12 protein-coding genes are annotated in these 12,503 nt (G+C 45.7%); all 12 read right to left on the bottom strand.

Annotated elements, in window-relative coordinates:
- Positions 1-34: 34 nt before the first annotated feature.
- On the bottom strand, positions 35-1,090 hold the full coding sequence (gene fliG, locus R7Z47_RS22965; RefSeq protein ID WP_005380470.1) for a flagellar motor switch protein FliG: 1,056 nt from the start codon (positions 1,088-1,090) through the stop codon (positions 35-37).
- A complete protein-coding gene (fliF, locus tag R7Z47_RS22960; RefSeq protein WP_005380462.1) occupies positions 1,083-2,825 on the bottom strand; it encodes a flagellar basal-body MS-ring/collar protein FliF in 1,743 nt (580 codons plus the stop codon). The genes fliG and fliF overlap by 8 nt, the downstream gene beginning before the upstream one ends.
- Before the next feature lie 14 nt (positions 2,826-2,839).
- Positions 2,840-3,151 (bottom strand): flagellar hook-basal body complex protein FliE, encoded by a 312-nt coding sequence (gene fliE, locus R7Z47_RS22955; RefSeq protein ID WP_005384482.1) that lies wholly within the window; start codon positions 3,149-3,151, stop codon positions 2,840-2,842.
- A 122-nt stretch (positions 3,152-3,273) separates the two neighbouring features.
- Positions 3,274-4,683 (bottom strand): sigma-54-dependent transcriptional regulator, encoded by a 1,410-nt coding sequence (locus R7Z47_RS22950; protein WP_053349543.1) that lies wholly within the window; start codon positions 4,681-4,683, stop codon positions 3,274-3,276.
- 36 nt (positions 4,684-4,719) lie between these two features.
- Positions 4,720-5,751, bottom strand: coding sequence for a sensor histidine kinase (locus tag R7Z47_RS22945; RefSeq protein ID WP_005380459.1), 1,032 nt, complete (start codon positions 5,749-5,751; stop codon positions 4,720-4,722).
- A 199-nt stretch (positions 5,752-5,950) separates the two neighbouring features.
- Positions 5,951-7,417, bottom strand: a complete 1,467-nt coding sequence (locus R7Z47_RS22940) for a sigma-54 dependent transcriptional regulator (RefSeq protein WP_005384490.1) — start codon at positions 7,415-7,417, stop codon at positions 5,951-5,953.
- 287 nt (positions 7,418-7,704) lie between these two features.
- The gene (fliS, locus tag R7Z47_RS22935; RefSeq protein ID WP_005380457.1) at positions 7,705-8,115 is read right to left on the bottom strand and encodes a flagellar export chaperone FliS; all 411 of its coding nucleotides are present in this window, start codon (positions 8,113-8,115) and stop codon (positions 7,705-7,707) included.
- Between the two features lie 12 nt (positions 8,116-8,127).
- Complete coding sequence (locus R7Z47_RS22930) at positions 8,128-8,433, bottom strand: flagellar protein FliT (protein WP_005380456.1); 306 nt, start codon at positions 8,431-8,433, stop codon at positions 8,128-8,130.
- A 3-nt stretch (positions 8,434-8,436) separates the two neighbouring features.
- A complete protein-coding gene (gene fliD, locus R7Z47_RS22925) occupies positions 8,437-10,431 on the bottom strand; it encodes a flagellar filament capping protein FliD (RefSeq protein WP_137282299.1) in 1,995 nt (664 codons plus the stop codon).
- A 21-nt stretch (positions 10,432-10,452) separates the two neighbouring features.
- The gene (gene flaG / locus R7Z47_RS22920) at positions 10,453-10,887 is read right to left on the bottom strand and encodes a flagellar protein FlaG (RefSeq protein ID WP_005384493.1); all 435 of its coding nucleotides are present in this window, start codon (positions 10,885-10,887) and stop codon (positions 10,453-10,455) included.
- 92 nt (positions 10,888-10,979) lie between these two features.
- A complete protein-coding gene (locus R7Z47_RS22915; RefSeq protein WP_005380449.1) occupies positions 10,980-12,110 on the bottom strand; it encodes a flagellin in 1,131 nt (376 codons plus the stop codon).
- Positions 12,111-12,398: 288 nt separating this feature from the next.
- Positions 12,399-12,503 (bottom strand): flagellin (locus R7Z47_RS22910; protein WP_254661342.1); only part of this gene is annotated, 105 nt, incomplete at its 5' end.

Here is a 12,503-nt window from a genome sequence, read left to right as displayed (position 1 = left end):
GCTCCGCAATAGGATAATTGCGAAGCAATAGAAATTATAAGAATTCGTCAGCACCGCCAGATAGCATGAGCTCACCAGCATCCGCCATTCGACGGGCAATTGCTAAGATTTCTTTCTGAGCGGCTTCTACATCTGCCACTCGTACTGGCGGCATCGCTTCTATATCATCACGCATCATATCAGCAGCACGTTTAGACATATTCTTGAAGACTTTCTCACGTAACGAGTCATCTGCACCTTTGAGTGCTTTTTGCAACACGTCTTGTGGTACGTCACGCAGCAACTTCTGAATACCTTGGTCGTCCACTTCGACTAAGTTTTCGAAGACAAACATTAGGTCTTGGATTTGCGTCGCCATGTCTTCGTCCTGATCGCGAATTTGTTCCATCAACAAACCTTCGACGTTGTTGTCTAGGTAGTTCATGATCTCCGCTGCTGCTTTCAGGCCGCCAATTTTGGCTGCTTGTGCACCCGCTTGACCCGCGAACTGTTTCTCCATGATTTCGTTCAGCTCTGCCAATGCTGATGGCTGAACTTCTTCAAGGTTGGCAATACGCATCATCAGATCCAAACGCACGCGCTCAGGAAACTGAGACAAAATCTCTGCAGATTGGTCTGCTTCTAAATAAGACAATACGATAGTTTGAATCTGTGGGTGTTCATTGACAATAATGCTCGCCACTTGGCGTGGGTCCATCCATTTCAAGGAATCCAAGCCTTTTGAGCCCGTACCAAGTAGGATCTGGTCAACTAAGTTGTTGGCTTTGTCTTCACCAAGAGCGGCAACCAATGCATTACGCATAAAGTCTTCGCTGCCCATACCAATGTTGGTGTATTTCTGGATATCCTCCAAAAACGCACGATGAACAGCAGATACCTTGTCTTGGCTGAGATCCTTCGCGCGAGCCATCGCACTACCAACACGCTGAACCTGTTTTGGTTCTAGGTGACGGATAATGCCAGCTGCATCTTGTTCATTAAGGCTCAGTAGCAAAATTGCCGCTTTTTCTTCGCCAGTAATGGTTGAAACATCCAGCTCTACTGGCATTCCCGCGGCGTTGTCATCTTGAGGTACGATATCGTTAGCCATTGTCATTCATCCAGTTTTTCACTACTTGAGCAGCCAGTTCAGGTTCATTTGCAACCAGAGCGCGAACCGCTTTCAATACATCTTCATCTTTATGAAGGTTTGGCAAATCAATGCTTGAGCCAAACTCGAACAGTTCGCTGCTTTCGATGTCACTGCCAATCAAGCTAGTTTCACCATCCGCACCAATCGGCAAGCCGTCTGGTCCGTACATTTCGTCTTCATCATCGCTGGTAGGGTTAAGCAATTTCTTCATTGCTGGGCGAACCAGAACCAACACAACCACAATAATCACTAATGCACTTGCGAACCAACGAACCCAATCACTGAAGTTAGGGTGCTCCCAAATTGGTGGTTCTTCTAGCTGCTCAGCCTCTGGCTCAGCAAACTTTACACTCAATACATTCAGCAAATCGCCACGGCCTTGATCAAAGCCAACGGTACCAATTAATACTTGGCGAATGGCATTGATTTCAGATTCGGACATTGGGGTATAAGTCACTTCACCCGTATCAGGGTTAACTTGACGACGGTCTTTAATCGCAACAGAAACGGTCTGACGAGCCACTGTCCCGGTCTGCTTTCGCTCGTGGCTGATGGTCGTATCAAGTTCAAAGTTACGCGTGGACTCTTTACGAACTGACCCCTGCCCCATGACAGAACCATCTTTCATTTGAGCCACATCTTGCGGAATTGAGGCATCCGCTGGAGGCTGATTACTCAACGCACCCGGAATACCCGCTACCATGTTACCGTTATTGTAATCTTCGAGTGCGTACTCACTGCGGGTCGCAGGGGTGTTTGGATCAAAGCGTTTGCGGGTTTGTTCAACCGCACTGAAGTCCATTTGGATATCAACCTGCGCCGTATAGTTGCCATAACCTAAAATGGGTAATAGTACGGAATCAATTTTTTCGCGCAGCGCTTGCTCTTGGCTGCGTTCTAATTCTTGTTCTTTGCGTCGCGCCGCAGAAGCGGGATCTTGGGAGCCTGAGCTGAGTAAGCGACCATGCTGATCTGTGACGGTAATTCGAGAAGTTTTCATTCCCGGCACGGCACTCGCTACCATGTCGACAATAGAATCCACTTCTTGCTGCTTAAGGTTCGTGCCTGTCGACAATGTCAAAAATACCGACGCAGACGCTTCCTGGTTATGACGCACAAACACGCTGTGCTTTGGCAGTGCCAATAACACTCGTGCTTTGCGAACTTGCTTCATTTCTTCAATTGCTTGAGCTAATTGGCGCTCTCGACTGAGTTTGAGACGCTCTTGCTCGAGACGTTGTGAAACACCAAAACCCATGTCTTGCAGCAAAATATCATCGCCCGCTTCTGTAGCTTGGTTAACGCCGGAACGAACCATGCCAAGTTTGATCGAGTTGTACTCACTCGATTCAACAGAAACAGTATTGCCATCAAGCTTATAATTGATTTTCTGCTGGTCCAGATAATCCAGAACGGGGATCAATTCTTCGGTCTCGTACGCACCAAGTGGGCGCATCTCCGGTTCTTTGACCCAAAAGAACAGCATCACGATCAATGCAACACAGATGGAGATCGACAGCACAAGCACAACCTGACGAAGTAAATCGAGGTCGCCCACTGCCATATCGAATTTTGACGCACTGCGCTCCTCTAGATCTGGATTTTGACTCTCCACATCCACATCGGAACTTGCTACCAGTGCACCATCTGAGCCGCCTTCAGTGACGGTTAAATCTGTAGACTTGTCTGCCACACTTATTACCTAAATTACACTGGCATGTTCATGAGGTCTTTATATGCCTCAACGAGTTTATTGCGAATTTGAACCGTCGCATCAAAAGCGACACTAGACTTGTTACGAGCGATCATAACGTCAGAAAGGGATACATCGGCATCACCACGATCAAAACGGGTTTGTAAATCACCAGATGCTTTTTGAAGTGTGTTCACGTTATTGATGGCTTTAGTTAGGAGATCGTTAAAATCTGCTCCAACTTTCGCCCCACTTGCAGTAGGAGCCGTATTGGTTGCTTCTACCATCATGGCGCGCATTTCTGCCTGAATACCATCAATTTTCATTAGCACCTCTAAGCCAAAAGATTGACTATTAACAAAACTGATTATTGACACAGCAATTAACGTGCCATAAGACATTAGTAATCAATTTACTTACACTTTTTATCTTATGGCCGTTGTCTGTGTTAATTCGGGATATCTATACCAGCATCACGCATTTTGGCAAGCTTATAGCGCAAGGTTCGAGGGCTTATACCCAGTTTCTCCGCCATTTCTTTGCGTCGACCATTACACTCAACCAAAGTCTCCAAAATAATGGCGTATTCTTGATCGCGCAGCTCGCTGCCTAAGCCTTCTCCACCAGTTACTGGGCGGCTGACACTCTCAGCTTGAGCAACTGGCTTAACATTGGGCACGACCATATCTGCATTTTGCACCACGTGTTGCAAGCTATTGGCATCTTGCCAATCTACGCCCTCAAGCAAAATGTGCTCTGCATCGATGTCGCCATTTTCACTTAATATCAGCGCTCGTTGAACCACGTTATCCAATTCACGAACATTACCCGGCCAAGGGTATTGCAATAGTTTTTCTAACGCAACGGTCGAGAATTGAGGCACTGGCATGCCCATTTTGCTGCAATGACGCTCAGCAAGATGCTTGGCAAGCGGTGCAATATCGCCTTTACGTTCTTTAAGTGCAGGCCACGCAATTGGGAATACATTCAGGCGGTAATATAAGTCCTCTCTGAAGTTTCCTTCTGACACGTATTGCTTAAGATCACGGTTACTCGTCGCTAACACACGAACATCTAACTTGATGCTTTTGCGACTGCCTAGGCGCTCTACTTCTCGCTCTTGCAAAACACGCAACAACTTCGCTTGCAGGTTCAAGTCCATCTCACTGATTTCATCAAGTAAGATTGTGCCACCTTGTGCTTGTTCAAACTTTCCTGGGCATGCCTGAACAGCACCAGTAAATGCGCCCTTTTCATAGCCAAACAGTGTTGCTTCGAGCATATTGTCAGGAATCGCAGCACAGTTAATTGCGACAAAAGGACCATTTTTACGATTTGACGCGTTGTGAATATAGCGCGACATCACTTCTTTACCTGAGCCACTAGGACCTAGCACCATAACATTCGCATCTGTACGTGCCACTTTATCGGCCAACGCAAGTAGACGCAGACTTTTTTCATCTGCCACGACCGCGTCACCATTGTCATCGCTTTTGATCGGTGCATATCGACTGACCATGTTCAGCAATACTTCTGGTGCAAATGGTTTCGCCATGTAGTCAATCGCGCCGTCTTTCATTGCCGACACGGCATCTTCAATATTGGCGTACGCCGTCATTAGCAATACTGGTAAGTTAGGCCAATTCTGCTTGATGCTTTTGAGCAGAGCTAAACCACCCATACCCGCCATTTGCACATCAGAAACGACGATATCAACCGTATTCGATTTCAGCTTTAACAGTGCATCTTCAGCACAGTCCGCTTCCAACCACTCATACCCTGCCAGAGCCAGAGTATCGACTAGGGCTTCACGAAGACCTTCATCGTCTTCTACGATCAGCACTTTGCTTTGCGCCATTATGATTCTCCAGAAATTGTTATTACCAAAAGCCGCTTATTGCGCTTCTGTTTGCACTCGCTCTAGCGGAATGCACATGGTGAAGCAGGCTCCATCACCCTGCTCTGAAATAAGTTCCAATCGACCGTCATGGGCACGGCAAACCATTTGAACAACTGCCAACCCTAATCCAGTTCCTTGAGAACGTGTGGTAAAAAATGGCTCCATGATTTTGGCTTGCAGTTCTTCGGGCACTCCCGGTCCGCTGTCTTGCACAGAAATGCGTAACTCACCATTTACCGGGCGGAAAAAAATATCGACTTGCGATTCTTTACCAGACATTTGAATCGCATTCATGACCAGATTACTTAATGCGGATGCAATGGCGTTCGCATTGCCTAGTAGTTCAGTTTGTTCTTCTTCAACTTCTAGGCAGTAATCAATACTGTTGTTTTTTAGCGCGGTTTCGACCATCGGCTGATATTCCGCTACCAACTGGGCAATCGTAAATGGCTTAATGACTTTATTATCACCACCTTTAGCAAAAAGCAGCATATCATTAACCTGCTTTTCTAAATCGTGCAGTCGATCCATTAATTTGGTTTGGAAGCGATCTTTTGTCGCTGGAGGAAGATTTGGCGCTCCCAAATTGGATGCATATAACATAGCGCTCGACAGCGGCGTTCTTACTTGGTGAGCAAGCGACGCAACCATACGTCCTAACGATGATAAGCGCTGTAAATCACTGACACGAGCTTGAAGTAAACGGGTTTCGGTTAAATCGGTAATCAGGATCAATTGACCTGTTGTGGACGCCGAGATGGCGAGTCGAACTTTACGGCCATTACGTAATGAAACTTCGTGGCCATCATCTTCACGTGGGTCAAACACCGCCTGGATAACGTTGAACCATTTTTCGTTAACCAGTGGAATCTCAAGAATTCGGTGCGCTTCTGGATTTGCTTCACGCACTACTCCGTACGTATCGAGCAAAATCACTCCAGCAGGCATCACATCGAGCACCTGTTTGTAGCGCTCAACCTGATTCTCTACGGAATCTAAATGGGATTGATTGGTGTTGTTATCCATTACTGCCTGTCGAAATATCGCCGCTAAAACTAAAATAGCTTGGTAAGCAATTAGCGTACCAAGCTATTTTTTATATTTATCAGGACGTTAAGCTATCGACAATAAGTTGACACTCAGAGATAACGGTTTTGGATGCCAGAAAAGCGATGTTAACCAGCCCAAGTGATTATTCAGATATCGTCTTAAAACTTCACTTTACCTAGCGCTGTAAGTTGTACTTACGCATTTTTTCCACCAGCGTAGTACGTCGCATACCCAGCATGTCGGCCGCTCTTGCAACAACGCCTCCCTGCGCTTCTAATGCTTGGCTGATCATATTAACTTCTAAATCAGCCAGCAGCTCTTTCAAATTAACCCCTTCCGGTGGCAGCGCTTGCGGGGCGTTCATGCTGTGATCAAGGTCGTCTTGATCTTCAAAGCTAAAATCTTCAGAGAAGATATCTTGGAATACATCACGCTCTTGCTCTTCCACCGAAACAAATGGATTGCTCTCTGGTTGGAACTCTGGGATGTCACTGTAGCGATATTTTGTTGGTAGATGGTTTACATCCACCAAGCTATTTGGATACAGAATAATCATTCGCTCAACAAGATTAGCCAACTCGCGTACGTTGCCCGGCCAGTTATGCTCCATAAGTGAGTTGATTGCACGAGGTGTAAAGCAGATAGGTTGTCCGCCCTCCGCCTCTAAACGTGTCATCAGTTCTTGCAGCAGCAATGGTATATCTTGTTTGCGCTCTTTCAGCGCTGGCATCTCAATCGGAAACACGTTCAGACGATAGAACAAGTCTTCTCGGAACGTGCCTTCTTCAATCATATTTTCTAGATTACGGTGTGTCGCCGCCACAACTCGAACATTTACCTTGATGGTACTATTGCCACCTACACGTTCAAAGCAGCGTTCTTGCAATACACGAAGCAACTTTACTTGCATCGACATTGGCATATCGCCAATCTCATCAAGAAAGATAGTGCCACCGTCTGCGAGCTCAAATCGACCTTTACGGGCAGTTAACGCACCAGTAAACGCGCCTTTTTCGTGACCAAATAATTCGCTTTCTAGGAGCTCAGGCGGTATTGCACCACAGTTAATAGGTACAAATGCGCCATCGCGGTATGAAGAGTGATAGTGGATGTTACGCGCAACAACTTCTTTACCCGTACCGGACTCACCTAAGATCAACACGTTTGCTTCCGTGTTTGATACTTGCTCAATCAGGTGTCGAACTTCTTGAATACCTCTACTTTGACCAACTAAGCTGCGAAAAAGCGTGTTTTTGCGTGCACTAGCAACAACATTCACTCCTTTTCGCCCCAGAAAATCTTTGCAGTGGCGTAACGCTTCACTAAGCTGTGGGTAATTAAGCGGCAGCTCTAGTTCACCAACAAAATTTGGAAGATCATCAACAGGCAAAGGAAAACGGCCCATGACTAGAAGAGGGATGTGGTAAGCGCTGTTTAAATGAGAGATAACCGTACTCGCCGCTTGACCTGCTGGAATATTACCAACAATACAGCACGACCATACGCTAGACCAATCAACATCGCTGAGCTGATCAGAACTGACCGCTTCGCAATTTTCTCCAACAAATTCCAATATATTGCTTAAATTTAAACGACTTGATGCGTCATCATCAATTACAAGCAGCTTTGCCAAACCATGCATAAGTAAGAATGATTGCCTTTATTTTAGGTGCGTTGCGGCCAAACCTTGATTTGCGCAATTGGGTGCTAAAGAAGGCAGAACCACCACACTCAATTTACGATAGACAAAATAGGAAAATCAGCAACAAAAAAGCCATTAGGGCTACTAATGGCTTCTATTTTATTTGAATATAAAAATAAGGCAACCAAGCAATGGAGAGGTGTGAGCTTGATAGAAACTTTGCTACACAACTCGTTGCGCAATTGACAAATATATTCGTCTAGTATCTTAACGCATTGTTTTGACTATTAAATACCAACTTCAGCAGCGGTAAGATTATGAAACTCTGTTGGGATTTGGTCCCAAGCGGACTTGATCTCACGGATAATATCGATAACGTCGTCGATCAGCTGAGGCTCATTTTGATGGTTAGCAGCAGAAATTTGCGTGATCATAAACTCATACAGTGAATCTAAGTTTGAAGCAATATCACCACCGTCATCCATAGATAGACAGCTGCGTAGCGCGATAATGATGTCTAACGCTTTACCCAAGCGCTCACCTTTTGCTGGAATATTGCCTGCTTGCATGGCTGCTTTACCTTGAATAAGGCGCTCAATCGCACCAGCCATAAGCATTTGAATGACTTTGTGCGGAGAAGCCGCGCTAAGCTGGCTGTCGACTGATACCTTTTTGTATGCTTGCAAAGAACCGCGCATAGTAATCCTCTTTTAAATAAATTTTTTGTACTGCTGAAGTGAACGCTGGCCATAACGAAACTTATGGAGCTCTTTTCCGACCTTTGACGTTTCCGATTGCATCAGCTCGACAATTCTTTTGGTACGAGTTAGCAATGCTTGCCACTCTGCATCCTGCTTAACCAAAGGATTTTGATGAATAATTGGTAACAGGTTTTGCAATAACCGTTCCCTGATATCGACCAAGCGAAGAATTTCTTCAGCATTAAAATCAATTTTTTCTAATTCTTGCGTAATTAGTTGATCTATATCACTAATTTCCATGAGTTCTTTTTGCATTTATTAACCCAACGCACTCATCAAAGCGCCTAACTGGCCTTGCATTTTACCGGTCGCATCTTGCATCGCGGTAAACTTCGCATGAGTACGCTTCTCTAGGCTTTCCATGCGGCGATCTAATGCCGCTTGATCGTCACTCAAACGGTAGTTTTGTTCTGTGAGACTTTTTTCTCGAGTACGAATACTGCCTGTAATACCTGTGATACCGTGAATCGCATCTTCTACTCGTTTAGCAAAACCTGTGTTGCCACCGAAGAACTTTTCTAACTCGTTGAAGTTATTGTTCAACTGGCGATCTAGCATGTCATAGTTGATTTCTAGGGTGCCTTGACGTGTCGTCGTAATGCCAAATTCTGTTAAGGACTTTAGGTTTTCAGGCGCCTTATCGATTCGAGTAGAAAAGACCGATTTTAATCGTGAATCTGCACTGCGTACGGTGCTGTCACCTGACAACGGCCCTTTTTGACCAGTTACCGGATCCACACTCGCCAACGCTTGGGAGGTTTGATAAAACGAGTTATACGCTGCCACAAAGTTTTCGATATCGTTGCGTACACTTTGACGGTCGTACTCGACACCAATTTCAGCAGGCGGTTTATTCGGTTCTGATTTGCCTTTTAGTGTTAAATCAACACCTTCGATCGCATCTTCAATCACATTGTTGTGGCTAGATAGCTTTGCCACGCCATCAAGCAGAACTTCTGAATCTTGCCCTGCTTGTACTTCTGTCATTCCAAGGTATTCTTCAAAAGCAGATTGTGCCTTTGCGATTTTCGCTTCTGCTTCATCAATTTTTTCCAGACGCTCACGTTCTTGAGGATCAAGTTTAGCGCGATGAATTTGCTTAGCTTGCGCTTCGGAAAGTTCACCACGTGCCACTTTTTCGTCTAACGCTTGCTTTTCACTCGCAATTTTTTGCTCGATTTCCGCTTTTTCTTGCTCAAGAAGCTGCTTAGCCTCTTTCGTCGTAACGTAAGAATCGGTTAGGGTGCCCGATGCGGCATTATTCCAGCCTGGTACATCTGGTGCCTTCTCTATTGCCTTTTCGTCGAGTTCGAGCTCTGGTTCTTCATAAGAGTCCAACAAAGTACCTGACGCAGTTTCTGTCCACCCTGGAATTCTGTCTTCAGGGCGTAAACTCGCGCGTCGGTTGGCTTCATCAATGGCTTCTTGACCAGCTTTGGCTGCTTCTGCACCCGCCGCAGAGATTGGCGCTTGCGATGCATCATCTTGTACATCGTCTGCCGCTTTTTGCTCTTCTGGAGGTAGAGGATTGCCGTTTGCATCTAGCTCTTCTGCTGGTTGTTCCGGAAATTTAAGAGGACCTAAGACATCTTCCGCCGCTGAACGAGCTTCTTCAAGCGCGTTGACGCGGTCTTCAAGTGTTTGGTATTCGAAATATTTAAGAGGGTTGCCTTTTTCGGCCTCCACACTGACTCTGATTTGATGATCCTTACCAGAGAGGTTAGAAGCAAGGATAAGGCGTGGACCTTCGACGTCGTTAATAAGAGATGCACGAACGCCAGGGTTATCTTTAGCGCCATTGATGCCGCGTACGACATCGATGAGCTTAGATCGGGAACGAACATCGATATTAAAACGCTCATCACCAAGCGAAATCTGCAGCTTACCAGGGCCAAATTTTGCGTCTTCTGGCAATACGTCAGAAGCGACTTTATGGCTCTGAGAAAGCTGCAACACATCGATAGCATATTTGCCAGCGATAGCATCTGTGGTTGCCGTGGCAGATACGATATTGTCATTGGTCGTTTCGACAGTGCGAACGGCAAATGCTTTCTCCTGACGAAAGTTCGCCATGAGATTTTTCATCGTATCCAATGATTCTCTGAGTCGCCCGTAAGCACTGATACTGGCATTAATTGTCGTGCGTTCGTTGTCGATACGTTGCTGCTTTGGTACGCGTTCGGCATCCACAATTTTGCTGACCATGGAATTAATATCCATGCCGCCAGACATCCCCAAAGGGCCTAAACTCATCAAATCACCTCTAAAAACGACTTACACTTTTTCAGTCAACAACCCGCTGTTGGCTGTGTGCTCAGCTAGGCGACGCAATACCACTAGCATTTCTTCATCAGGAATTTGACGAATCACGTCACCGGTATTGGCTTCATAAATCGTCACCACATCTCGTCCGGATTCTTCATCCACTCGAAATGCGACTCCTTTGTTTATGGACGTTACAAATTCATTCATTTGTGCGACCAATTTTTCACGTTCTTCCTTGTTCAGTTCTTGACGGCTTTCAGCCATCTCGATCGCAGCTTGAACAGAGAAGTCGTATTCGGTGTTTTTCGCTTTTTGCGGCGAAATCTCACCATTTGAATTTGCTGGGCTAGACGTGCCTATATCATTGCCATTTTTATTTGCAAACTTTGTGCCATTTGGCGTGCCGTAAGGCTGGATGTTCGATGCGTAGGAGGATATATCCATTACAATCTCCCTTCCACCTTATGGGCTAACGATAGAATCTATCGCTTTGGTGCCCCAGCACTAAGGTGTTGACCTCAGGCTGGGTTTACCACTTAGCCCAACAAGCTTAGCGCTGCAGATGGAGACTGCTTCGCTTGAGCCAGGATTGAAGTACTTGCTTGCTGAAGAATTTGCGACTTAGTCATCGCAGTGGTTTCCTTCGCGTAATCAGTATCTTTAATACGGCTTTTAGACGCGTTAACGTTCTCGTTAATGTTGTCTAGGTTGCTGATTGCGTGGTTGAAGCGGTTTTGGAAAGCACCGAGTGAAGCTCGTTGGCTGTCTACGGACTTAAGAGCACCGTCGATAACCGCTACTGCTTCTTGAGAGCCAGCTACTGTGGTTACATCGATGTCTTTCACTGTTACGTCTTTCGGGCCACCAAAGCCGATCTCGTCTGCTAGGTTGCCAGAAAACTCAACATCACCTTCAACTTTTTGAGAAGAAGCAAATACTTGTAGTTTGCCATCTTCGCCAACAGAGGCTTTTACATCATCGTTTTGACCGTTGATGTATGTCGCTAGCTGCTCAATATCATCGCCTTGCTTAGCGCTGATTGATAGCTCTTTCTCTTCACCCTGCTTGTTGGTGTAGCTCATTTTGAACTCTGTTTTCTCACCAACAGTCCAAGATGCGTCTTTACCCTCTTCTGCTGCGTAGCTCTTACCACCCATTGCTGAAGTGTCTGAGCGTAGGTTACCCATAGAAAGCATCACTGCTTCACCTGAGTCCGCACCGATTTGGAAAGATTGAGTACCGTAAGTACCGTTTAGAAGCTTGTTACCACCGAAAGAGGTAGTTTCAGCAATACGGTTTAGCTCGTCGTTTAGCGCTGTTACTTCTTCTTGGATCGCTACACGTTCTGCTTTTGAGTTAGAGCCGTTCGCCGATTGAAGCGAAAGATCACGCATACGTTGTAGGATGTTGGTAGATTCATTCATTGCACCTTCAGCAACCTGTGCAATAGAAATACCGTCGTTTGCGTTTTTCACTGCCATATCTAGGCCACGGCTTTGTGCATTCAAACGGTTTGAAATCTGTAGACCTGCAGCATCGTCTTTCGCGCTATTGATTTTGTAACCCGAAGACAAACGCTCCATAGATTTTTGTTGACCGTCAGCTGCCTGGTTTAGGTAACGCTGTGCAGTCATCGCAGAAACGTTAGTATTAACGTTAATCGCCATAATTGATCTCCTTAAGGCTTTAGTGAATGTACCGTCGTGTCTCTCACCTCACTTAGGTACATCTCATTTCTCTCAGTCCCTTTAACGGCGACCAATGAATATCCTTTAGAAGAAATTTTCAATTTTTTGCGATTATTTTCTTTGGTTTACTGAAATGTGATGAAGCTCTAATGCCGTGATTCGCAGAAATCCTGAGTCCCCAAAAGACAGAAAAAAACCCAGCCGAAGCTGGGTTTACTCGCTCATCTCTCACCACGAGCCAATGAGGTTCTCGTCTTAGGTTTGAAATTAACCTAGCAGACTTAGCGCTGAGTTTGGCGCTTGTTTCGCTTGCGCAAGGATTGAGCTTGACGCTTGCGATAGAATTTGTGATTTGGTCATTGCCGTCGTTTC

The sequence above is a fragment of the Vibrio sp. 1641 genome, assembly GCF_033339995.1.
In the GTDB taxonomy this organism is placed as follows: domain Bacteria; phylum Pseudomonadota; class Gammaproteobacteria; order Enterobacterales; family Vibrionaceae; genus Vibrio; species Vibrio alginolyticus.
The sequence above is the reverse complement of the archived record's forward strand: the minus strand, read 5'-3'. Positions and strand labels throughout refer to the sequence as shown.

Bases quoted from the DNA above. Each gene is read 5' to 3' on its own strand.
- R7Z47_RS22950 (WP_053349543.1), bottom strand. From the start codon at position 4,683: ATGGCGCAAAGCAAAGTGCTGATCGTAGAAGACGATGAAGGTCTTCGT.
- fliG (WP_005380470.1), bottom strand. From the start codon at position 1,090: ATGGCTAACGATATCGTACCTCAAGATGACAACGCCGCGGGAATGCCA.
- R7Z47_RS22930 (WP_005380456.1), bottom strand. From the start codon at position 8,433: ATGCAAAAAGAACTCATGGAAATTAGTGATATAGATCAACTAATTACG.
- R7Z47_RS22940 (WP_005384490.1), bottom strand. From the start codon at position 7,417: ATGCATGGTTTGGCAAAGCTGCTTGTAATTGATGATGACGCATCAAGT.
- flaG (WP_005384493.1), bottom strand. From the start codon at position 10,887: ATGGATATATCCTCCTACGCATCGAACATCCAGCCTTACGGCACGCCA.
- R7Z47_RS22945 (WP_005380459.1), bottom strand. From the start codon at position 5,751: ATGGATAACAACACCAATCAATCCCATTTAGATTCCGTAGAGAATCAG.
- fliD (WP_137282299.1), bottom strand. From the start codon at position 10,431: ATGAGTTTAGGCCCTTTGGGGATGTCTGGCGGCATGGATATTAATTCC.
- fliS (WP_005380457.1), bottom strand. From the start codon at position 8,115: ATGCGCGGTTCTTTGCAAGCATACAAAAAGGTATCAGTCGACAGCCAG.
- R7Z47_RS22915 (WP_005380449.1), bottom strand. From the start codon at position 12,110: ATGGCGATTAACGTTAATACTAACGTTTCTGCGATGACTGCACAGCGT.
- fliE (WP_005384482.1), bottom strand. From the start codon at position 3,151: ATGAAAATTGATGGTATTCAGGCAGAAATGCGCGCCATGATGGTAGAA.